This is a genomic window from Bradyrhizobium sp. AUGA SZCCT0177, from assembly GCF_018130125.1.
GTDB lineage: Bacteria > Pseudomonadota > Alphaproteobacteria > Rhizobiales > Xanthobacteraceae > Bradyrhizobium.
Map to the genome: position 1 here is coordinate 99,871 of NZ_JAFCMA010000026.1, position 23,036 is coordinate 122,906.

A 23,036-nucleotide genomic window follows, 5' to 3' on the forward strand; every position below is an offset into this window, starting at 1 on the left:
CGGACAGTGGCGTCCGCCACAGCGTAAAGAGAGAAGTGAAAGGATCACATGCTCGCTTTCACTCTTCGCCGGGCGATCCAGGCCATCGGCGTCATGCTTGCGGTCGGGATCATCTCGTTTTCGATGTTCCGGTTCGCCGGCGACCCCGTCAACCAGATCGTCTCACTGGATACGTCTGCGGCCGAACGCGAAGCGGTGCGCAAGTCGCTCGGTCTCGACGATCCCGTGGTGATGCAGTTCGCGCGTTATTTCGGCAATGCCGCCCAGTTCAAATTCGGCGTGTCCTATCAATTCCGGCAGCCGGTCTCGAGCCTGCTCGCCGAGCGCATGCCGGCGACGCTGGAACTCGCGATCTGCGCCACCATCTTCGCGATGGTGTTCGGCATCCTGATGGGGGTTTATTCGGCGCTCAAACGCGACAGCGCGCTTGCCAAAATATTCCAGGCCGTATCGCTGATCGGAATTTCGCTACCGACCTTCCTGATCGGTATTTTGCTGATCTATCTGTTCTCGGTGACGCTGGGCTGGCTGCCCTCGTTCGGCCGCGGCGATGTCGTGCGGGTGGGCTGGTGGACCACGGGCCTCCTGACTCTTTCCGGCCTCAAGGCGCTGATCCTGCCGTCCATCACGCTAGGCCTGTTCCAGCTGACCCTGATCATGCGGCTGGTGCGTGCTGAAATGCTGGAAGTCCTGCGCACCGATTACATCCGCTTCGCGCGTGCCCGCGGCCTGACCACGCGGGCGATCCATTTCGGCCACGCGCTCAAGAACACGCTGGTTCCCGTCATCACGGTGGCCGGGTTGCAATTTGGCTCGGTTATTGCATTTGCCATCATCACCGAGACCGTATTCCAGTGGCCGGGCATGGGGTTGCTGTTCGTGCAGGCAGTGCAAAACGTCGATATCCCGATCATGGCGGCCTACCTTTTGATGGTGTCGCTGATCTTCGTCACCATCAACCTGGTGGTCGACATCCTCTATACCGTCGTCGATCCGCGGCTGCGCTCGACCATCCGCCGTCCGGCTTGAAAGAAGGATTATCAATGTCCGACGCCGTCGTTCCCCACCGAGCCGAGCCGAGCGCAGCGCCTGCGCGCGCCGGCACGGGCTGGTTCAGACGCGCGCTCGACAGCGACATCTTCTATTCGTTCCGCCGTTCCAAGCTGACGATGGTGGCGGCAACCGTTACCCTCCTGTTTTTCCTGCTGGCGATCTTCGCTTCGGTCCTTTCGGTTCAGAACCCGTTCGATCCGGCGCAGCTTCAGCTGATGAATTCGCGCATTTCGCCGTTGTGGACCGCCGACGGCCAAAGCCCGTTCCTGCTCGGTACCGACGAACAGGGCCGCGACGTGTTCTCGGCCATTCTCTACGGGCTTCGGATCTCGCTCGTCGTCGGCGTGCTCGGCGTCGTCTTCGCCGGCACGCTCGGAATTACGCTTGGGCTGATCGCTGGCTATGTCGGCGGCGCGGTCGATGGCCTGATCATGCGCATCGCCGACGTGCAGCTCACCTTCCCGGCCATCCTGATCGCGCTCCTGGTCAACGGCGTCGCCAAGTCGGTGTTCGGCAACCGGCTGGACGCCATGAGTACGCTGGTGGTGCTGGTGATCGCGATCGGACTGAGTTTCTGGGTGCAGTATGCCCGCACCGTGCGCGGCTCCGTCATGGTCGAGAAGAACAAGGATTATGTCGCCGCCGCCCAATTGATCGGGCTCCCCGCCCCCATCATCATGCTGCGTCACGTGCTGCCGAACACGATGGGTCCGATCCTGGTGATCGCCACCATCAACCTGGCGCTCGCCGTCATTACGGAAGCCACGCTGTCATTCCTCGGCGCCGGGATGCCCGATACCATGCCGTCGCTGGGCACGTTGATCCGGATCGGCAACAATTATCTGTTTGCGGGCGAATGGTGGATCGTGGCCTTCCCCGGCTTTGCGCTGGCCGGACTGATCCTGTCCATCAATCTGCTCGGCGACTGGCTGCGCGACGCGCTCAACCCGAAGCTCCGATGACCAACCCTGTCCTTTCCGTGCGTAACCTCGAGGTGGAGTTCCACACCCGCCGCAGCGTCTTGCACGCCATCAACGGTATCTCCTTCGACATCGCCAAGGGCGAGGTGCTCGGCGTGGTCGGCGAATCCGGCGCGGGAAAATCCGTGACGGGGCTTGCCGTGATCGGCCTGATCGATCCGCCCGGACGCATCTCGGGCGGCGAGATCTATCTGTCGGGGATGCGGATCGATCATCTGCCGCCGGAAGAAATCCGCCGCATCCGCGGCAAACGCATCGGGATGATCTTCCAGGATCCGCTGACCAGCCTCAATCCGCTCTACAAGATCGGTGACCAGATCGTCGAAACCATCCAGACCCATCTCAATCTCTCGGAAACCGCGGCGCGCAAGCGCGCCATCGACCTTTTGGCGGAGGTCGGAATTCCCGCGCCGGAAAAACGCATCGATGCCTATCCGCATGAATTCTCCGGCGGCATGCGCCAGCGCGTCGTGATCGCGCTTGCGATCTGCGCCGAACCGGATCTGATCATCGCCGACGAGCCGACCACGGCCCTCGACGTCTCCGTGCAGGCGCAGATCATCTCGCTGATCAAACGCCTTGGCCGCGACCATGGCACCGCCGTGATGCTGGTGACGCACGACATGGGCGTGATCGCCGAAACCTCCGACCGCGTCGCGGTGATGTATTCGGGTAGGATTGCCGAGATCGGCCCGGTTCAGGACGTCGTGCAGAACCCGCTGCATCCCTACGCCAAGGGCTTGATGGGCGCGATCCCGACGCTGGCGGGCGAAGACAAGCGGCTGGTGCAGATACCCGGTTCGATGCCGCGGCTGTCGGCGATCCCGAAAGGCTGCTCGTTCAACCCGCGCTGCGGCTTCGTCTTCGACCGCTGCCGCGTCGAGCGTCCGGAGCCGATCGCGCACGGTACGCAGGCCGTGGCCTGTCATCTCTATGATGCCGCGCCCAAGACGGCGATCAAGGAGACCGCGGCATGAGCGCGGTACCCTTCATCGACGTCAGGAATTTGCGCCGCGAGTTCGACGTCTCAAAGCCGTGGCTCAACCGCGTGCTTGAAGGCGGGCACCTGGAATTCCTCAAGGCGGTCGACGGCGTGACCTTCGGCATCAAGAAGGGCGAGACTTTTGCCCTCGTCGGCGAATCCGGTTCGGGCAAGACCACCGTGGCACGGATGGTGGTCGGATTGCTGCCGCCGAGCTCCGGCGAAGTCGTCATCGACGGCGTCTCGATGACCGATGCAAGGCAGGCGCAGGTACGGCAGAAGCTGCGCCGCCGCATCCAGATGATTTTCCAGGATCCCTATGCGAGCCTCAATCCACGTTTCCGGGTCGATGCCATCGTCTCCGAGCCGATCCGCGCCTTCGACCTGATCGCGGGCGAGCGCGACATCGCCGCACGCGTCGGTGAATTGCTGAGTCTCGTCGGCCTGCATGCCGACGACGGCCTGAAATTTCCGCATGAGTTTTCCGGCGGGCAGCGCCAGCGCATCGCGATCGCCCGCGCGCTGGCCTCGGAAGCCGAATTCATCGTCTGCGACGAGCCGACCTCGGCGCTTGATGTCTCCGTGCAGGCGCAGATCCTCAATCTGATGCGCGACCTGCAGGACAAGTTCGGCCTGACTTATCTCTTCATCAGCCATAACCTTGCCGTGGTGCGGCATATGGCGAGCCGCATCGGCGTGATGTATCTCGGCCGCATCGTCGAAATCGCGGAAGGGCGCGAACTCTTCAGCAATCCACGGATGCCCTACACCAAGATGCTGCTGGGTGCGGTTCCCGATCTCGCGATGTCCGGCCGCCAGCGGATTCCGGTCAAGGGCGAGATCCCCAATCCGATCAACCCACCGCCCGGCTGCGCCTTCAACCCGCGCTGCCCGCTGGTCTACGATCTCTGCCGCCAGCAGGCGCCCGCACTGATCAACGGCGTCGCCTGCCACGCCGTCAATTCGCCGGCCGAGGCCGTGCCTGCCTGATCACAGGGATGGGTCAACCAAACGGTTGGCAGCAGGCCTCGCCTGTGGTCAAGTGGCGCACCAAATACCAGCGCAGCATCGGATTCCCATGAGCAACATCAATCCCGATCCGTTCACGACCAGGCCGGAAATCGAAGGCACGTTCGGCGTCGTGACCTCGACCCACTGGATCGCCACCGCAGTCGGGATGGGCATCCTGGAAAAGGGCGGCAATGCGTTCGATGCGGGCGTTGCCACCGCCTTCACGCTGCAAATCGTCGAGCCGCATCTGAACGGCCCGGGCGGCGATGTGCCCATCATCGTGCATGACACCAAGCGCGGCCGCACCGAAGTGATCTGCGGCCAGGGCCCGGCGCCGGCGGGCGCCACCATCGCGCATTACCGCAGCGAGGGGCTGGAGATGGTGCCCGGCACCGGGTTGCTCGCGGCCTGCGTGCCCGGCACGTTCGAATCCTGGATGTTGCTCTTGCGCGATTACGGCACGATGCGGCTGCGCGACGTGCTGGAACCTGCGATCGCCTATGCCCGCGACGGCTATCCCCTGGTGGAGCGCGCGGCGGCGACGATTCAGATCGTCGAAAAACTGTTCCGTAATCACTGGAAGACATCGGCTGCGGTCTATCTGCCGAACAATGAAGTGCCAAAACCCGGCACGCTCTTCACAAACAAGCAGCTCTCGGAAACCTACGCCCGCATCCTGAAAGAAGCCGAGAGCGCCGGCGGCGATCGCGTCGCGCAGATCGAAGCCGCGCGAAAAGCCTGGTCGCACGGCTTCGTCGCGGAGGCGATCGACAAGTTCTGCCGCACGCAGGACATCATGGACGTCAGCGGCTCGCCGCATCGCGGCGTGCTCCGTGCCGACGACATGGCGCGCTGGCAGCCGACCGTCGAGGCGCCGCTGACCTATGATTACGGCCGCTACACCGTGTGCAAGCCTGGTGTCTGGAGCCAGGGCCCTGTCATGCTGCAGCAACTCGCGCTGTTGAAGGGCTTCGAACTCGACGGGCTCGATCCCGCCGGGCCCGAATTCATCCATCTGCAGACCGAATGCGCCAAGCTCGCTTTCGCCGACCGCGAGAAATTCTACGGCGATCCAAAGTTTACCGACATCCCGATCGCGACCTTGCTGTCGGACGCCTATAACGACGAGCGCCGCAAGCTGATCTCGAGGGACAAGGCCTCGCTCGATTTCCTCCCCGGCTCCGTGGAAGGTTTCGGGTCGGTCGTTAAACTGCGCCGCGCCGAAGGCCATCGCGAGGCGGTTGGCGCCATGGGCGCCGGCGAGCCGACCGTCGGCCGCTTCGGCGAGGTGCGCGGCGACACCGTGCATTTCGACATCATCGACCAGGCCGGCAACATGATCTCGGCGACGCCGTCCGGCGGCTGGCTGCAATCCTCGCCGGTGATTCCCGAACTCGGCTTCTGCCTCGGCAGCCGCGCCCAGATGTTCTGGCTCGAGGAAGACCATCCCGCGGCACTGGCGCCGGGCAAGCGCCCGCGCACCACGCTCTCGCCGACCATGGCGCTACGCGACGGCGAGCCGTACATGGCCTGGGGTTCGCCCGGCGGCGACCAGCAGGATCAATGGACCACGCAATTCTTCCTGCGCCATGTCCACGCCAATCTGAACCTGCAGGAAGCGATCGACGCGCCGGCATGGCACTCCGAACATTTCCCGATCTCGTTCTGGCCGCGCACCGCCCGGCCCGGCGTGCTGGTCGTTGAAAACCGCGTGCCGAAGGCGACTATCGATACCTTGAAGAGCCGCGGCCATGTCGTCGAGGTCGGCCCCGACTGGTCGGAAGGCCGCCTCACCGCCGCCTCCAAGGTCGGCCGCCGCCGCCGTGCGGCCGCCAATCCCCGGGGCATGCAAGGCTACGCGGCCGGACGATAAGAGCTTCAGATGACTTGTAAGGTTTGAGATGACTTGGTCGATCATCGCGCGCGATCCCGCAACCGGCCAGTTCGGCATCGCGGTCGCGACCAAATTCTTCGCAGTCGGCGCGCGCGTACCGCATGTCGTGGCCGGCATCGGCGGCATCGCGACCCAGGCGCTGGTTAATCCCTATTACGGCATCGACGGCGTGAAACTGTTGAGCCAGGGACGTGAACCGGACGACATCCTCAAGACCCTTGTTGCCACCGACGACGGCCGCGAAAGCCGGCAATTGCACATCATGGACGCGAAAGGCCGCATCGCCGCGCATACCGGCCGCGATTGCGTCGACTGGTGCGGACACATTCAGGGCGACGGCTTCTCGATCGCGGGCAACATGCTGGCCGGCGCCGCCGTGCTCGACGACACCGCAAAAGCCTATGTCGCCAATGCTGGCCTGCCCTTTCCCCGCCGGCTGATCGCCGCGATGCATGCGGGCGAAGCGGCGGGCGGCGACAAGCGTGGCAAGCAGTCCGCGGCGCTGCTGATCCATGGCGAGGAGGAATGGTCCGAGCTCAATTTGCGTGTCGACGACCATACCGATCCGCTGCGCGAGCTCGAGCGGCTGGAAGAAGTGAGCCGCGAGCGCTGGGTGCATTTCCGCGCATTCATGCCGACGCGCAAAAACCCGGCCGGAATCACCGATCGCGCGACCATCGACGCCGGCATCGAGGCCAGCATCAAAGCGGCGACCGCAGGCAAGGCATGACCTCAAGAGCGTTTTCCAGCGAAGTGGAAACCGGTTCGCGTCAAGAAAACGCGTCAAATCCAGAATCCAGTCCGCTGATCGAGATCGAGGGCCTTCGCGTCGTGTTCCATGGCGACGACGGCCGCACGACGCACGCCGTCGATGCCGTCGATCTCAGTGTCGCCAACGGCGCGACGCTGGGGCTGGTCGGCGAATCCGGTTGCGGCAAGAGCGTGACGTCACTCGCCATCATGGGACTTTTGTCGAAACATTCGGCCGAAGTGTCAGGCTCGATCCGCTTCGACGGTTTTGATCTGCTCGACGTGCCCGACGAGACCCTGCGCGACCTGCGCGGCAATCGGCTGGCGATGATTTTTCAGGAGCCGATGACCTCGCTCAATCCGAGTTTTACCATCGGCGACCAGATCATCGAGACCATCCTGCGCCATCGCGGCGGCTCGAAGCGCCAGGCGCGCGAGCGCGCGATCGAGCTGTTGCGCCGCGTCCACATCCCCTCGCCCGACAAGCGCATCGACGAATATCCGCACAAGCTCTCCGGCGGCATGCGCCAGCGCGTGATGATCGCGATGGCGCTGGCCTGCGATCCCCGTTTGCTGATCGCGGACGAGCCGACCACCGCGCTCGACGTCACCCTGCAGGCGCAGATCCTCGATCTGATGCGCGAGCTGAAGGCCGCCAGTGGCGCCGCGATCATCCTGATCACGCACGATCTCGGCGTCGTCGCCGAGGTCTGCGACGAGGTCGCCGTGATGTATGCCGGCGAGATCGTCGAGCGCGCCCCGGTCGATGAGCTGTTCGCCAATCCGCAGCACCCCTACACGGTCGGGTTGCTCGGCTCGATCCCGCGGCTCGGTCGCCGCGCGTCGCATCTGGCGACCATCGAGGGCATGGTGCCGAACATGGCCAATCCGCCGCCCGGCTGCCGTTTCTCGGCGCGGTGTCCCTTTGTCGCTGACATCTGCGTCGCGGCGCCGCCGCCGCTGGCGACCCTCAGCCCCGGCCACGCCTCGCGCTGCATCAGGGCGCCGCTGGAGCGGCTGGTGTCATGACCGCGCTGCTCGAAGTTGAAGGACTCGTAAAGCATTTCGTCGCGGGACGTTCGGTGTTCGGCCGCGCCACCGCCTTCGTCAAGGCCGTCGACGGCGTCAGTTTCCGCGTCGAGGCCGGCAAGACGCTGGCGCTGGTCGGTGAATCCGGCTGCGGCAAATCCACCGTGAGCCGGCTGGTGCTGCGGCTGATCGAACCGGACGCCGGCAGCGTTCGCTTCGAGGGCCGCGATCTGCTGGCGCTCGATGCCAATGCATTGCGCAACTTCCGCCGTGACGCGCAGATCATCTTCCAGGATCCTTACGCTTCGCTCAACCCGCGCATGACCGTCAGCCAGATCCTGACCGAGCCGCTGGCGCTGCACGACCTGGTGCCCGCGCCGCGCCGCCGCGAGCGGGTCGAGGAATTGCTGCGGCTGGTCGGGCTGGAGCCGCGCTTTGCGCGGCGCTATCCGCATGAATTTTCCGGCGGCCAGCGCCAGCGCATCGCCATCGCACGGGCGCTGGCGGTGGAACCGAAACTGATCATCTGCGACGAGCCGGTATCGGCGCTCGACGTCTCGATCCGCTCGCAAATCCTGAACCTGCTGCGTGATTTGCAGAACCGGCTGGGTCTTGCGTACATTTTTGTTTCGCACGACCTTGCCGTCGTAAAACACATCGCCGACCGCGTCGCGGTGATGAATCTCGGCGTCATCGTCGAGACCGCGGATGCGCAGGCGCTGTTCGCCGCCCCGCGCCATCCCTATAGCCGGGCTTTGTTGTCAGCTATTCCCGTACCCAGGCCACAAGCCAAACGCAGCCGCATCGTGCTGCAGGGCGAGATGCCGAGCGCGCTCGATCCGCCGTCCGGCTGCCGCTTTCATACCCGCTGCCCTTACGTGGTCGAGCGCTGCCGCACCGACGTGCCGCAACTCTTGGCCGACAGCACGGGGCACGCCACCGCTTGCCATCGGATGGCGGAACTGCCGGCGCCTGATAGCATCGTTCCCAGTGATGGCGGCTTTTCACCGGTGCTGGAAAAACTGGTCGCCGCCTTTGGGCGGGCGGAAGGTGCGGGCCGTAACGGGGTTGATATATCAGGAACACGACCGGCAGCAGTGTAATCAAGGGGATTGTTGCGATGAAAATCTTGCGTTTGGCGGTAACTGCGGCAGCTCTGTTGCTGTCGTTCGAGGCGAGTGTTCAGGCCCAGACCACGCTGCGCATCGGCCTGGCCGAGGACCCGGACATTCTCGATCCGACGCTCGGGCGTACCTATGTCGGCCGCATCGTGTTCGCATCATTGTGCGACAAGCTGTTCGACATCGACGAAAAGATCAACATCGTGCCGCAGCTCGCGCTGTCGCATGAGACCTCGGCCGACGGCAAGGAGGTCATCATCAAGCTGCGGCCGGGCGTGAAATTCCACGACGGCGAGCCGCTGGACGCCGAGGCCGCGAAATTCTCGCTCGACCGCCATCTGACCATGCCGACCTCGTTCCGCAAACCGGAACTGGCGCAGCTCGACCGTGTCGACGTGGTCGATCCCCTCACCATCAAACTGGTGTTGAAGACGCCGTTCTCGCCCCTGATCGCCCAGCTCACCGACCGCGCCGGCATGATGGTTTCGCCAAAGGCCGCGAAGGCCGAAGGCGACAAGTTCGGCTTGAAGCCGGTGTGTGCAGGGCCATACAAGTTCGTCGAGCGCGTGCAGCAGGACCGTATCGTGTTCGAGAAATTCGCCGATTACTGGAACAAGGACGCGGTCAAGATCGACCGCATCGTTTATCTGCCGCTGGTCGATGCCACCGTGCGCCTCGCCAATCTGAAATCCGGCGGTCTCGATCTGATCGAACGCCTGCTCGCCACCGACATCAAGGCGGTGCAGAGCGACCCGAAGCTGAAATTATCCAGCGCCATCGAGCTCGGCTATCAGGGCGTGACGCTGAACGTCGGCAAGGACAAGACCAAGGGACCGCTCAGCCAATCCGCAAAGGTCCGCCAGGCGCTCGATCTGTCGCTCGATCGCGAGGCCATCAACCAGGTGGTGTTCAACGGCGAGTTCAAGCCCGGCAACCAATGGGTCAATCCCGACCATCCCTATTACCAGAAGGCATTTCCGGTCCGCGGCCGTGATATCGCCAAGGCCAAGGCGCTGTTGAAGGAAGCCGCCGTCACGGCGCCCGTCAGCGTCGATTTCATGGTGCCGAAGGGCGCGGAAACCGAAGCGGTGGCGCAGGTGATCCAGTCGATGGCCTCCGAAGCCGGCTTCGACATGAAGATCAGGGTCACCGAATTCGCAACCTCGCTGAAACTGGCCGAGTCAGGCGAATACCAGGCGTTCATGCTGGCCTGGAGCGGACGAATCGATCCCGACGGCAATTCCTACGTGTTCCAGAAATCCAACGCGCCACAGAACTACAGCGCCTGGTCCAATCCCGAAGCCGACAAGGCGCTCGACGACGGGCGTCTTGTGACGGATCAGGCGCAGCGCAAGGCCATCTATGAGAAGCTGGCCAAGCTCGTGCTGGAGGAAAAGCCGCTGCTCTACATCTATCACCGCAAGATCCTGATTGCGCATAGTACAAAACTCGAAGGCTACAAGCAGATGCCGGACGGCCTGGTGCGCGTGACCGGGTTGACGCTGAAGTGAGAGGCCGACCCATGCTCACGTGTCCCGGACGCGGTGCAGCGTTATTACGCTGCTCCGCAGAGCCGGGATCTACCGTGCGGCCAGACTGGGTCCCGGTTCAGCAGCGCAACATTGCATGTTGCGCCGCGCCCGGGACACGGGGAAAACCATGCTGAACTTCCTCGGCCAGCGTATCCTGCAGCTGATCCCGACGCTGTTCTTCGTGTCGGTCCTGATCTTTTCGCTGCAGCATCTGTTGCCCGGCGATCCCGCGCTTGTCATGGCCGGCGAGGAGCGCGATCCCGAAGTGATCGCGCAAATCCGCGCGCAATACCGGCTCGATCAGCCGATCCCGATCCAGTACGTCTATTGGGTCAAGGGCGTGCTGTCGGGGGATTTCGGCGAGTCGCTGCGCATCAAGGTGCCGGTGCTGAGCCTGATCGCGCAGAAACTGCCGGTGACGATCCAGCTCGGCTCGATGGCGATCGTGATCGCCTTCCTGATCGGAATTCCCGCCGGCATCGTATCGGCCGTCAAGAAAGGCACGGCGTGGGACTACGGCGCCAACCTGTTCGCGCTGTGGGGCATCTCGACGCCGAATTTCTGGCTCGGCATCATGCTGATCTTCCTGTTCTCGATCGAGCTCGGCTGGCTTCCGGCCTCCGGCTATGTGCCGCTGTCGGAAAACTGGCGCGCCAGCCTCGCCTCCACCATCATGCCCGCCTTCGTGCTCGGCAACGCCATCGCCGCGATCCTGATGCGGCACACCCGCAGCGCCATGCTGCAGGTGCTGGAGAGCGATTACGTGCGGACAGCGCGCGCAAAAGGCCTTTCCGAACGCTCGGTGATCCTCAAGCATGCGATGCGCAACGCGCTGACGCCGGTGATCACGCTCGGCGCGCTCGAACTCGGCACGCTGCTGTCGGGCGCGGTGCTGACCGAGCAGATTTTTTCGATTCCGGGTTTTGGAAAATTGATCGTCGACGCCGTGTTCAACCGTGACTACGCGGTCGTGCAAGGCGTCGTGCTGACAACGGCGACGATCTACATCACGCTGAATCTTGTCGCCGATATCGCCTATGTCCTCGTCAACCCGCGGCTGAGGGCATAACCCATGACCGACGTCGCTCTCGGCACCCTTCCAAAAGTCGCCTCCGATGAACTGGAGAGCCCGACCCGGCGCGCGCTGCGGCGGCTGTTCAAGCGCAAGGGCGCCGTGGTCGGCCTCGTCGTGATCGCGCTGTTCGTGGTGCTCTCGCTGTTCGCGCCGCTGATCGTGCCCTATGATCCGATCGCAACCAGCTGGTCGCTGGTGCGCAAGCCGCCGACGTGGCAGCACTGGTTCGGCACCGACGATCTCGGCCGCGATATCCTGGCCCGCGTGGTCTATGGCGCGCGGGCCTCGCTGATGGCCGGCGCGATCTCGGTCGGGATTGCGCTCGGCATCGGCGTGCCGCTCGGCTTGCTGTCGGGCTATCGCGGCGGCTTCATCGACGGCCTGATCAGCCGCATCACCGATGCGATGCTGGCCTGCCCGTTCCTGATCCTCGCCATTGCGCTGGCGGCGTTTCTCGGCCCGAGCCTCGGCAACGCCATGATCGCGATCGGCATCTCGGCGACGCCGATCTTCGTGCGGCTGACTCGCGGCCAGGTGATGAGCGTCAAGGTCGAGGATTATGTCGAGGCGGCACGCGCGATGGGCAATCCGCGCTGGCGCATCGCGCTGTTCCATATCCTGCCGAACATCATGCCGGCGCTTTTGGTGCAGGCCACGCTGTCGATTGCGGCCGCCATCATTGCCGAGGCCGCATTGTCGTTCCTCGGCCTCGGCCAGCAGCCGCCCTCGCCGTCCTGGGGCAGCATGCTCAACGCCGCGCAGCGTTTCCTGACCAACGCGCCCTGGATGGCGGTCTGGCCGGGACTGGCGATCTTCCTCGTGGTGCTGTCGTTCAACCTGGTCGGTGACGGCCTGCGTGACGCGCTCGATCCAAGGGAGCGGTAGGCGCTTGCTTCACCTCGCCCCGCTTGCGGGGAGAGGTCGGATCGCACTTGCGATCCGGGTGAGGGGGTACCGGTCCAACCTCGAATTCAACGCTCGCGGATAGAAGTGCCCCTCACCCCGCCCCTCTCCCCGCGAAGAGCGGGGCGAGGGAGAAGCGCTACCGGTTTCCTTAAATCACGATCTCCCGCAACACCCGCCGGCAATCCATCTCGTATTCGAGGTCGATCACCGGCGGCCTTGCAAAATGCCAGGTCAGGCCCGAACGCGCGGCGCCGCGGCGGACCAGCTCTTCGGCAAACACCGGATGGAAGTCGTGGATCGTGTAGGTCTGCGCCGCCGTCGCATCCTTCCAGCCGAAGCCGAATTCGCCCATGCGCTTTTCCATGGCGCCGACCACGTAGCTCACTTTCTCCTTCAAGCCGTCGGGGCTGAGGTCGCGGTACCGCACGGTGCGCTCGGCATAGGTCGCACCGCCTTCCAGCGATTCGCCGCTGCCCGCGATCACGAAGCTCGGCGTCGTATTCCCGCTCGGGCGCGTGAACGAGAAGGCATAGAACGACGGCTCGGCCGGCGGGTCGATCTCGGGACAGACATTGCTGCGCGCCACCGGGTTGGTGGTGCCGTCATAGATGTCCCATGCGGCGAGCGTCTTGACGTAGTGCAGGTTGAAGTTCCGGAAACCCTCGTCGGTGAAGGCGGCCGGCGAGCGCAGCTCGCAGGCGCAGAACGAGGTCAGCGGCCTGCCGGCGGCCTGGATATATTTCGCGATCTGGGCAAAGCCTTCCGCCAGCGCCACCGGTTTGTCGAACCGCACCCGCTCGATCTCGAAACCGGGGTTGGCTGCTGCGCCAGCCGAATACTGAAACACCGCCGGGATGAACCGGTAATTGCCTGCCACAAAGTCGGTCGTCATATCCACTCTCCGTTTCCCGTTATTCCAGTTGCATCCGCACGCCCTTGGCGCCGTTGAGCAGCCGCTTCAAATGAAAGCCGGCGAGCGCATCGTCGGCATGGGCGCCGACCAGCGCTGCAAAGGCCGGCATCGCCGCGGGGTCGCCGGCCTCGAGCTTGGCGAAGGCTTCGGAATATTGCGCCGTCGCGGGGCTCTCAAACGCTGCCGCGGTCAACGGCTCATAGGCGCGCAGCGGCTCGCTGCGTCCGCGCAGCACGAGGTCGCCGACCGGCCGGCCGCGGAAATCCCCGGCGCCATCAGCGACCACGGCGCTGACGCAAATCCGCGTGCCCAGGAACTTGTTGGCGGCCTCCAGCCGCGCCGCCGTGTTGATGGTGTCGCCATAGGCGGTGTAATCGAAAAACCGGCTGCCGCCGAAATTACCGACCAGCGCGGGACCGGCGTGGACGCCGACGCGCGTGGCCCCGAAATTCACGCCCTTTTCCTTCCAGCGCAGGCGAAACTCCTGCGCCCAGCTATCGAGATCGTGAGCGCAGGCGATCGCGCGCCTGGCGTAATCAGGCTGATCCCCCGGCGCGTTGAACAGAACGTGGATCGCATCGCCGATGATCTTGGCGACCGTCCCCTCATGCGCGAACACCACGTCGGTCATGCCGCCCACATAGTCGCCGAGCAGCGTACCCAGCACGTCGGGTGCGGCGGTTTCCACCAGCGAGGTGAAACCGGTGATGTCGGTGAAGATCGCCGCGACCTCACGCCAATGCACCTCCATGCCGTCGCTGTCGCCGATGGCGGCAAGACGGCTCGCAATCTGCGGCGAGAAATAGCGCGACAGTGAGGCGTGCGCGCGCTCGGCCTCGGCCTGGCGGCGGCGCGCCTCGCGCATCATCTCGACATGGCGGATGGTCTTGTCGATCGTCATTTCCAGATCGCCGAAATCGATCGGCTTGGTCAGGAAATCGAACGCGCCGCGGTTCATCGCGGTGCGGATGTTGCTCATGTCGCCATAGGCGGACACGATGATGGTGGATTTCTTGTCTTCGGCCTCCTGCAGCCTGGCGAGCAGCGACAGCCCGTCCATGCGCGGCATGTTGATGTCGGATACCACCATGTCGACATGCGGGTTCTGCTCGATCGAGGCCAACGCTTCGATCCCGTCATGGGCGAACACAAAGGCTACGATGCCGTCGCGGATCTGACGACGGAATTTCTGCAGCACCAGAGCCTCGAGATCGGGCTCGTCGTCGACGACGAGGATCGTTGCGGTCATGCGGCTTGCCCGAGCCGGGTATCGATCTCGTGGCGCAGCAGCGCAAAATCGATCGGCTTGGTCAAGAGGCCGATCGCGCCGCGCTCGATCGCCTTGCGGCGGGTTTCGGCATCGCCATAGGCGGTGATCATGATGACGGGCACATCAGGCCGCGCCGCGCGCACCTTCGGCAGCATTTCAAGCCCGCTCATGCCGGGCATGTTGATGTCGGACAGGATCAGGATCAGCGACGGGTCACGAACTTCCGCAGCACGCTCCAGCGCCGCAGGCGCCGACGGCGCGAACTCCATCGTAAAGCGACCGGATTTGAGGTCGCGCCGGAACTGCTGCCGAAACAGCGTTTCGACATCGGGCTCGTCATCCACGACGAGGATGTAAACGCTCAATTTTGCCTCCAGTATCATTGGGCATGATCTTACCCGAAAACCGGTCTCCACTTTTCGGGATCATGCCTGCGCTACGCCTTTTCGCGGCAGCGTAATAATGAATTCGGTGAATACATCAGGCTCAGTCCGTACGTCGATCTTGCCCCCGTGCTGTTTCACCACGATGTCGTGACTCATCGATAATCCGAGCCCGGTTCCCTCGCCCGCGGGTTTCGTCGTGAAGAAGGGATTGAACATTTTCTCCTTCACTTCCAAGGGGATACCCGTGCCATTGTCACGAATCCGGATTTCCACCTTGTTGCCGAGGTTTTTCGTCGTCGCCGTCAGAACGGGCTCGAAGCCCTCCTCGCCCGTCTCCTTGCGCTTGGTCGCGGCGTAAAAACCGTTCGAGATCAGATTGAGGAAAACCCGCGTGATTTCCTGCGGATAGAGATCGACCATGCCGGCCTCGGGATCGAAATCGCGCTTGAGCGTGATGTTGAATCCGGATTTTTCCGCCCGCGCGCCGTGATAGGCGAGGTTGAGGCTCTCCTCGATGATCGCATTGATGTCGGCGGAGCGGAGTTCGCCTGATCCCTCGCGCGAATGCAGCAGCATGTTCTTGACGATCGAGTCGGCACGCTTGCCGTGCTGCACGACCTTTTCGAGATTTCCCTTCAGCATATGGGTGAGTTCGTCGATCTCCTCGCGGGTCTTGTCGTCGAGCGCGGCGGGCTTCAGCACATCGTTCAGCTCGTCGATCAGTTCCGCCGACAGCGCCGAGAAATTGTTGACGAAATTGAGCGGGTTCTTGATTTCGTGCGCGATCCCCGCGGTGAGCTGGCCGAGCGAGGCCAGTTTCTCGGTCTGCACCAGGCGGTCCTGCGCGGTGCGCAATTCGTCGAGAGACTCGCTCAGATCCTTGGTACGTTCGCGCAATTCGCGGAGCAGCCGCGTGTTCTCGATGGCGATCACGGCCTGGTTGGCGAAATTGCTGACAAGCGCGATCTGCTTGTCGGTAAACGGCCGGACCTCCTGGCGATAGATCGCAATCGTTCCGATCAACTCGTTTTCCTTGAGCAGCGGCACGATGACAATGGTCCGGGCCCCTGCAAGATCGGACATTGCAACAACGGCTGGATGGCCTTCGAGATAGGGGGCTTGTGTCCGAAGATCCTCGATTTGGATCGCCTGATGGGTTCTGACAATCGTGCCAAGGCCGCTTTTCGGGTGCGGACGGATCGGCATATCAGCCTGTGCGACATACGCGTCCGGTACATTGTAGAGCGCAACGTTGCGGAAGCTTTCCCCGTCGTAAAGGTTCATCGTGCCGAAATGCGCTCCGCAGATATGCGTAGCGTTTTCGAGCATCTTCTGGAACACCGGATCCAGTTCGCCCGGAGATGAGCTGATGACTTCCAATACTTCCGACGTCGCGGTTTGCTGTTCGAGCGTCTCTCTCAGCTCCGCAGTTCGTGTCTCGACCTTCTTCTCCAGGTCCGCATAGGATTCCTGCAGCCGCGCGCCCATGTCGTTGAACTGATTGGCGAGGCCTTCGAGTTCGTCGCCGGTCTTGATGTTGATGCGCTGGGCGAAATCGCCGCCGCCGATGCGTTCGGCGCCGGCCCGCAATGCCTGGATCGGGCCGACCATGCGACGTGCCAGGAAAATTCCGGCGAGCACCGCAAGGATCGATGCCGCCGCAAGCAGCAAGGCAAGCCGCTGCAGCGCCTGGTACAGCGAGGCGTAGGCCTCGTTGACCGGCAGTTCGACGAACATCGTCCATCCCAGCGGGGTGATCGGCGCGGATGCTGTCAGCACTTCCTGCCCCTGGATGTTCAGCGCGCCCTGCAATTCAACGGCTTCGCTGGTTCTGCCGGTGCGGGCGGCCTGCACTTGCGTCAGCTTCGACATGTCGGTGTTGCGCAGCACCAGGCTGATGTCGGGATGGGCAATCAGACGTCCCGCCGAGCCGACGACATAGGCGTGGCCGCGCTCGCCGACCTTGATCTGCGAGACAACGTCCCAGATCAGCTTCAGATTGACCTCGGCGATGCTGACACCGGCATCCTTGCGAGTGCCGGCCAGCGATAGCGTCATGTAGGGCTCGGACTCCCGGCGAAAATACACCGGCCCGTAAAACACCTTGTTGGCGACGGCTTCCGTGAATTTCGGGTCCTTGGAAAGGTCGAGGCCGGAGTCGACGACATCCATCGCCAGGCGCGACACCCGCAGGCGTTCCTTGCCGGTGGAATCGACCTGCGACAGCTCGGTGATCGCCGGCACCTGCCGCAGCAGGCGGAGTGCGTCGAACCGGCGATCCTGCAGCGATCCGGCCGACCAGGGCAATTGGGTGGTCCAGCCCAGCTGGCTTTCGATTTCCTTGATGAACTGGCCAATCTTGGCGGCGGCGGCTTCGGCCTGCTCGTGCTGGATCCGGATCAGGGAGGTTTTGTGCTCCCGATAATAGAAGAAAACCTCGAAAATCCCGTTGGAAAGCAGCGCCACGCCCACCACGGCGACGAACAGCGCGACGTATTTGGTGAACAGCCGGCTGCGGGTTTTGGTCCCGGGCGCCCCCTGCGCGGGCACAGCATTCTCCGCGGGCGAAGCAGTCGCCAGCGTGCGCCCCTCAGGAGTGCCGGGATGCAGGGAAATGCTCATCCCGGCCAAGGTATCAAGAAGCCTTGCGCTTGTCTCTTGCCGCACCGCGGCAAGCCGGAGCTCATAACGAAACGGCGGCGATCAGGACCGCCGCCGTCTTCGTCCTATTCGCCTGCCATGCTCAGGTCGGTTTGAGCCCAGGCGTTCCCAGATCGAAATCCGCGATTTCCTTCGTCCGCTGCGAACCGGCCTTGGCCTGGTGGTCGGTGGCCATCCAGACATAGACCGCCGGCAGCACGAACAGCGTGAACAGCGTACCGATCGACATGCCGGAGACCACGACGAGACCAATCGAGAAGCGGCTCGCCGCACCTGCGCCCGTTGCGGTCAGAAGCGGGATCAGGCCGGTGACCATCGCCGCCGTCGTCATCAGGATCGGACGCAGCCGGATCCGGGCCGCCATTTCGATCGCCGAACGCTTGTCGAGACCTTCCTTGAGCTGCAGTTCGTTGGCGAACTCCACCATCAGGATGCCGTGCTTGGTGATCAGACCGACCAAGGTGAGCAATCCGACCTGGGTATAGATGTTGATCGTCGCCATGCCGAAGAACAGCGGGATCAGCGCGCCGACGATCGCCATGGGAACGCTGATCATGATCACCAGCGGATCGCGCAGGCTTTCGAACTGCGCCGCCAGCACCAGGAAGATTATGATCAGCGCGAAACCGAAGGTGATCGCGAGCTGATTGCCCTCCTGCACATATTGGCGGGAATCGGCCAGGTAGTCGTGACCGAAGCCGGCGGGCAACTTCTTGGCTTCACCTTCGAGGAAGTCCACCGCCTGCCCAACCGTCACGCCCGGCATCGGCACCGCCTGGAAGGTCGCGGAGTTCAGCTGGTTGTAATGCGTCAGCGAATTCGGATCGGTCGCGGTCTCGATCGACACGATGGTCGACAGCGGCACCAATTGCCCCGTGTTGGTCGGGACATAGTAACCGCCGAGCGATTCCGGCGACAGCCGCATGCCGCGGGGCACCTGCGGGATCACCTGATACGAGCGCCCCTCGAGGTTGAAGCGATTGACGTAATTGCCGCCCAGCAGAGTCTGCAACGTGGCGCCGACCTGCGCCATGTTGATGCCGAGATCGCTTGCCTTGGAACGGTCGATGTTGACCCGCACCACCGGCTGATTGAAGTCGAGGTCGCTGTCGGAGACGATGAACAGGCCGCTCTTGCGCGCCGCGTCCTTTAGCTTGTTCATCTCCTCATAGACGGCCTGGAAGCCGGCGGTCGAATTGATCACCATCTGCACCGGCAGACCACCGGGCCCGCCCGGGAGCGGCGGCAGGTTGAACGCGAACGCCTGGACACCTTCGATCTTGCTGATCTCCGCCTGTACCAGCGGCTTCAGCTTGATCGAGGAACGTTCACGCTCGTCCCACGGCTTGAGCAGCATGCCGGCGATCCCGCCCTGCGGCCCGTTGATGCCATTCAGGACGAAGCGCAGGTCGGTTTCGGGAAACTTGGCAAACGCCTTGTCGAGCTTGTCGCCGTAGAAGTCGACATAGTCGATGTTGGCGTATTTCGGCGCCTTGGTCACCGAGAACACGATGCCCTGGTCCTCTTCGGGCGCGAGTTCCTTGGCCGTGTTCATATACAGGAACCCGACCAGACCGAGGATCGTCAGCGCGAACACGCCGGTGATCGGGCGATAGTCGAGCGAGCGATCGAGTTGCCTTCCGTACCAGCGCGTCATCGCGCCGAACACCCGGTTGACGATCCTGGCGAAACGCCCCTCTTCGGCACTCTTGAGCAGGACCGAGCACATCATCGGCGACAGTGTCAGCGCAATCACGCCGGACACGATCACCGAGCCCGCGAGCGTGAAGGCAAATTCGCGGAACAGCGAGCCGGTCAAGCCGCCGAGGAATCCGATCGGTGCATACACGGCCGCCAGCGTGATCGTCATCGAGATCACGGGACCGACGATTTCGCGCGCACCCTGCAGGGACGCCTGTACCGGTGTTTTTCCCTCTTCCAGATGGCGATGGATGTTCTCGACCACCACGATGGCATCGTCGACCACGAGCCCGATGGCGAGCACCATCGCCAGCAGCGTCAGCAGGTTGAAGCTGAAGCCCAGCGCCAGCATCAGGCTGCAGACGCCAATCAGCGACAGCGGAATCGTGACGACGGGAATGATGACCGAACGGAACGATGCCAGGAACAGGAAGATCACGACCACGACGATCAGCATCGCCTCGATCAGCGTGTTCTGCACCTCGTCGATCGACGACTGAATGAACTTGGTGGAATCGTAGGCCACCTTCATCTTCATCGAAGGCGGCAAGTTGCGTTCCAGCTCCGGAAACAGCGCACGCACACCTTTGACCAGCGTCAACGGATTGCCTTGCGGGGTCGCCTGCACGCCGATGAAGATCGCGCGCTCGCCGCTGAACGCGACACTCGCGTCGGTGCTTTGCGCCGCCAGTTCGACGGTCGCGATATCCTCGACCCGAACAAAGCCGCCGTCCTTGGACTTGACGATCATCCGCTTGAACTGATCAAGGCTCCGCAAGTCGGTATTGGTCGTAATGTTGGAGACGATGAAGTAGCCCTTGGCCTGGCCGGCGGCAGCCTGGAAGTTGTTGGCCTGGATCGCCGCCTGGACATCGCTCGGCGATACGCCGCGCCCGGCCATCTTGATCGGATCAAGCCACAGCCGCATCGCGAATGTCTGGCCGCCCAGAATGTCGGCCGACGCCACGCCGTCGACGGTCGACAGCACCGGCTGAACCACGCGCGTCAGATAGTCCGAGATCGCCGAACCGGACAACTCCTCGCTGGAGAAGCCGAGATACATCACGGCCGTTGTCTGACCGGTTGTCTTGGTCACGATCGGATCGTTGGATTCTTTCGGGATCAGATATTTGACCGAGTTCGTCTTGGCGAGAACTTCGGTCAGCGCCTGGTTCGGATCGAAATTCAGCTTGATGTAGACCTGGATCGTGCTCGTGCCCTGCACCGACGATGACGTGATGTAGTCGACACCTTCGGCGGAAGCGATCGCCTGCTCGATCGGCGTCGTGATGAAGCCCTGAATCAAATTCGCCGACGCGCCCGGATAGACGGTGGTGACGTTGATCACCGTGTTCGACAGCTTCGGATACTGCCGGATCGGCAGGACGCTGGCGGCCCGCAGACCGAGCAAGAGAATCAGCAGGCTGACGACGACCGACAAAACCGGGCGCTTGATGAAGATATCAGTTAAGGCCATCGCTGGTTATCCAGTTCAAACATGTGGGCACGGTCCCTTCACGAGACCGATGCCTGAATCCTGATGTTGCAAACGCGGCCCTACCGGCCCCGTCACGTTCAATAGCGCGGCGGCTTCGCCGGAATCACAGGCGCCGGATCGGCCGAAATCGTCACTGCCGCACCCGATTGCAGCTTGAGCTGTCCGACCGCAACGACACGATCGCCGGACTTCAGCCCTTTCAGGATCTCGGCACGCCCGTCGATGCGGTTGCCGGTCTGCACGAAGGTGCGCACCGCCGTCAGGCTGGTCTTGCCGTCATCCTCTTTCTTCTCGGTGAGGAGATAGACGGAGTCGCCATACAGCGTGTAGTCGACCGCGGTCTCGGGAATGGTGACGACCGGCGGCTTGTCCGGCAGCACCACGGTGGTGGTCGCGAACATGCCCGGCTTGAGGATGCGGTCCGGGTTGTCGATCGTCGCCTGCACGCGAATGTTGCGCGTGTCGGTAGCGATCTGCGGCTCGATGGTCGTGATCTTGCCCTCGAACTTGCGGCCCGGATAGGCGTCGACCGCGATACGAACGATCTGTCCGACCTTGAGCGCGCCGCTGTCCTTTTCCGTCACGGTGAAGTTGGCATAGAGCCGCGACAGATCGGTCAACGAAACGATCTGCGTTCCCGCCGTCAGATACTGACCGACCTCGACCCTGCGAACGCCGAGCTCGCCGTCGAACGGGGCCCGCACCTGCTTTTGCGAGATGATGGCCTGGGTCTTGGCGATGCCGGCATTGGCCTGGTCGAACGCCGATTGCGCCTGGTCGACGGTTGCCTGCGGCCCGAACTGGCGGCTTGCCAGTTGCTTGGCGCGCTCGAGCGAGAGCTGCGCCATCGTCGCCTGCGCCTTGAAGCTGGCGAGGTCGGCCTGCTCGGGACCATCGAACAACTGCACCAGCGGGGTGCCTTCCTTCACGGCAGCACCCGCGGTGAACATGATCTCGGTAATACGGCCGTTCAAATCCGAGGTGACATTGACCTGATGCACGGCGGCGAGATCGCCGACCGCGGTCAACAGGTTCGGTATGACCTCGGACTTCGCGTCGGCAACGCTGACGCTGGTCGGCGGCGGTTTGTTGTTCGCGAAGAACTGCGCGATCATCTTGCCGCGGAAATAATTGAACCAGACCAGGCCGCCGACCAGCAGGCTCAGCAACAGCCCGACGACGATGAACCAGCGCACCATCCGGACCGGACGCTTGCGCGCCTTGTCGCCGATCGGCTGACCCTTGAGGTGGCTTTCGGTTACGATATTCATTTCATGCACTTTCTGCAGTTACCGATTGTCCCGAATTCGGCGACGGCTCGTGGTCCAAATGCGTAGCAATTGCGGCTTCGTTGAGTCCGATGCCGCGAAGGATGAATTGGCAAAGCTGCCGTTCGAGATCGGCGGCGTTGCCATAAGTAAGAACAGGCACCGCCGGAAGCCGCGACAGCGCGGCCATCAGCACGGTGTGGTGCGCAAACCAGAACAGGTTGAGCGGTTCATCGCCGATCTTCGACGCATCGCCGGCCGCCACGGCGCTTTCGAGCGATGCCGTGAACACGGTGCCGATCAGATCGCTGACCTTGGCGTAAAGCAGCCGCGCGAATTCACCGTCGTCGAGATGGCTCGTCGTCATCAGCCGCAGCCGCTGCGCCTCTTCCTCGTCGGGGCCGTCGGAGATCTGCATGAAGTGCCCGACCATGCCCTTGATCAGTTCAACCAGCGTCGCGGTCGAGGGCGCCTGGCCTAGCAGATGGGCCAGATCCGGATCGGCCTCGCACTCCTCCGCCAGGATTTCCGCATAGAGCGCCGCCTTGGATGGGAAGTGCTTGAACAGCAGCCCTTCCGAAATGGCAGCAGCCGCCGCCACGCTCTTGGTCGTGGTGCCGGCAAAGCCGTTGCGGGCGAAGCACCGCTTGGCGGCGCTCAATATCAATTGACGCCGTAAATCACTCGTCATGCGAAGGCTGGACATGGGCGTGTGAGTAATCACTCACCTTGACCAAGTCAAGGATTTATTGCAGCGCAAACCGGACATTTCGACCTAAATCGGCTGCAATCCAAGGCCCCTCGGGTGTTCTCTCCCGGGGGCATCGGCGCGGGAATGCATTTGCCTGTCAGGGTGCATATCGGACAGGACTGTAGACCGCAGGCCGCCTGACAAAAGCGCCTAAGCCGCCTACCCGCTTCAATTTGAGTTGACCCGGACCCGGGGACGGAGTTTAAATTAGTTGCAGATGCGACTAATTTATACACGCGACCTCGCCGGGCTTCA

The 23,036-nt window shown here is 63.1% G+C and carries 18 protein-coding genes; 11 read left to right on the top strand and 7 right to left on the bottom strand.

What is annotated here, in order from left to right; genetic code table 11:
- Positions 1 to 48: 48 nt before the first annotated feature.
- The 11 genes from JQ597_RS27095 to JQ597_RS27145 all read left to right on the top strand — a co-directional run bounded on the left by JQ597_RS27095 (position 49) and on the right by JQ597_RS27145 (position 12,312).
- The gene (locus tag JQ597_RS27095; protein ID WP_212268443.1) at positions 49 to 1,029 is read left to right on the top strand and encodes an ABC transporter permease; all 981 of its coding nucleotides are present in this window, start codon (positions 49 to 51) and stop codon (positions 1,027 to 1,029) included.
- Between the two features lie 14 nt (positions 1,030 to 1,043).
- Positions 1,044 to 2,015 (top strand): ABC transporter permease, encoded by a 972-nt coding sequence (locus tag JQ597_RS27100; protein WP_212268444.1) that lies wholly within the window; start codon positions 1,044 to 1,046, stop codon positions 2,013 to 2,015.
- Entirely contained in the window at positions 2,012 to 3,010 is a 999-nt protein-coding gene (locus tag JQ597_RS27105) for an ABC transporter ATP-binding protein (protein WP_212268445.1), read from the top strand. The genes JQ597_RS27100 and JQ597_RS27105 overlap by 4 nt, the downstream gene beginning before the upstream one ends.
- On the top strand, positions 3,007 to 4,005 hold the full coding sequence (locus JQ597_RS27110; RefSeq protein WP_212268446.1) for an ABC transporter ATP-binding protein: 999 nt from the start codon (positions 3,007 to 3,009) through the stop codon (positions 4,003 to 4,005). Before JQ597_RS27105 ends, JQ597_RS27110 begins: the two co-directional genes overlap by 4 nt.
- 88 nt (positions 4,006 to 4,093) lie before the next feature.
- Complete coding sequence (locus JQ597_RS27115) at positions 4,094 to 5,899, top strand: gamma-glutamyltransferase family protein (protein ID WP_212268447.1); 1,806 nt, start codon at positions 4,094 to 4,096, stop codon at positions 5,897 to 5,899.
- 28 nt (positions 5,900 to 5,927) lie between these two features.
- On the top strand, positions 5,928 to 6,650 hold the full coding sequence (locus tag JQ597_RS27120) for a DUF1028 domain-containing protein (protein WP_212268448.1): 723 nt from the start codon (positions 5,928 to 5,930) through the stop codon (positions 6,648 to 6,650).
- On the top strand, positions 6,647 to 7,699 hold the full coding sequence (locus tag JQ597_RS27125; protein WP_249148229.1) for an ABC transporter ATP-binding protein: 1,053 nt from the start codon (positions 6,647 to 6,649) through the stop codon (positions 7,697 to 7,699). Before JQ597_RS27120 ends, JQ597_RS27125 begins: the two co-directional genes overlap by 4 nt.
- Complete coding sequence (locus tag JQ597_RS27130; protein WP_212268449.1) at positions 7,696 to 8,802, top strand: ABC transporter ATP-binding protein; 1,107 nt, start codon at positions 7,696 to 7,698, stop codon at positions 8,800 to 8,802. Before JQ597_RS27125 ends, JQ597_RS27130 begins: the two co-directional genes overlap by 4 nt.
- 17 nt (positions 8,803 to 8,819) lie before the next feature.
- Positions 8,820 to 10,331: an ABC transporter substrate-binding protein gene (locus JQ597_RS27135; RefSeq protein WP_212268451.1), complete on the top strand. Its 1,512-nt coding sequence runs from the start codon at positions 8,820 to 8,822 to the stop codon at positions 10,329 to 10,331.
- A 148-nt stretch (positions 10,332 to 10,479) separates the two neighbouring features.
- Complete coding sequence (locus JQ597_RS27140) at positions 10,480 to 11,421, top strand: ABC transporter permease (protein WP_192737237.1); 942 nt, start codon at positions 10,480 to 10,482, stop codon at positions 11,419 to 11,421.
- A gap of 3 nt (positions 11,422 to 11,424) precedes the next feature.
- Positions 11,425 to 12,312, top strand: coding sequence for an ABC transporter permease (locus tag JQ597_RS27145; RefSeq protein ID WP_212268453.1), 888 nt, complete (start codon positions 11,425 to 11,427; stop codon positions 12,310 to 12,312).
- 169 nt (positions 12,313 to 12,481) lie between these two features.
- On the opposite strand, the gene cnbZ is transcribed toward JQ597_RS27145, so the two are convergent.
- The 7 genes from cnbZ to JQ597_RS27180 all read right to left on the bottom strand — a co-directional run bounded on the left by cnbZ (position 12,482) and on the right by JQ597_RS27180 (position 22,736).
- On the bottom strand, positions 12,482 to 13,225 hold the full coding sequence (cnbZ, locus tag JQ597_RS27150) for a 2-amino-5-chloromuconate deaminase CnbZ (RefSeq protein WP_212268455.1): 744 nt from the start codon (positions 13,223 to 13,225) through the stop codon (positions 12,482 to 12,484).
- Between the two features lie 19 nt (positions 13,226 to 13,244).
- Positions 13,245 to 14,495, bottom strand: a complete 1,251-nt coding sequence (locus JQ597_RS27155; RefSeq protein WP_212268457.1) for an adenylate/guanylate cyclase domain-containing protein — start codon at positions 14,493 to 14,495, stop codon at positions 13,245 to 13,247.
- The gene (locus JQ597_RS27160) at positions 14,492 to 14,881 is read right to left on the bottom strand and encodes a response regulator (RefSeq protein WP_212268458.1); all 390 of its coding nucleotides are present in this window, start codon (positions 14,879 to 14,881) and stop codon (positions 14,492 to 14,494) included. Before JQ597_RS27160 ends, JQ597_RS27155 begins: the two co-directional genes overlap by 4 nt.
- A gap of 60 nt (positions 14,882 to 14,941) precedes the next feature.
- Positions 14,942 to 17,524 carry an ATP-binding protein gene (locus JQ597_RS27165; protein WP_212268461.1) on the bottom strand — a complete coding sequence of 861 codons (2,583 nt, stop codon included), beginning with the start codon at positions 17,522 to 17,524 and terminating at the stop codon, positions 14,942 to 14,944.
- A 121-nt stretch (positions 17,525 to 17,645) separates the two neighbouring features.
- Positions 17,646 to 20,741 carry a MexW/MexI family multidrug efflux RND transporter permease subunit gene (locus tag JQ597_RS27170; RefSeq protein WP_212268463.1) on the bottom strand — a complete coding sequence of 1,032 codons (3,096 nt, stop codon included), beginning with the start codon at positions 20,739 to 20,741 and terminating at the stop codon, positions 17,646 to 17,648.
- Between the two features lie 98 nt (positions 20,742 to 20,839).
- Positions 20,840 to 22,033 (bottom strand): efflux RND transporter periplasmic adaptor subunit, encoded by a 1,194-nt coding sequence (locus JQ597_RS27175; RefSeq protein WP_212268481.1) that lies wholly within the window; start codon positions 22,031 to 22,033, stop codon positions 20,840 to 20,842.
- Between the two features lies 1 nt (position 22,034).
- Complete coding sequence (locus tag JQ597_RS27180; protein ID WP_212268483.1) at positions 22,035 to 22,736, bottom strand: TetR/AcrR family transcriptional regulator; 702 nt, start codon at positions 22,734 to 22,736, stop codon at positions 22,035 to 22,037.
- Between the last annotated feature and the right edge of the window lie 300 nt (positions 22,737 to 23,036).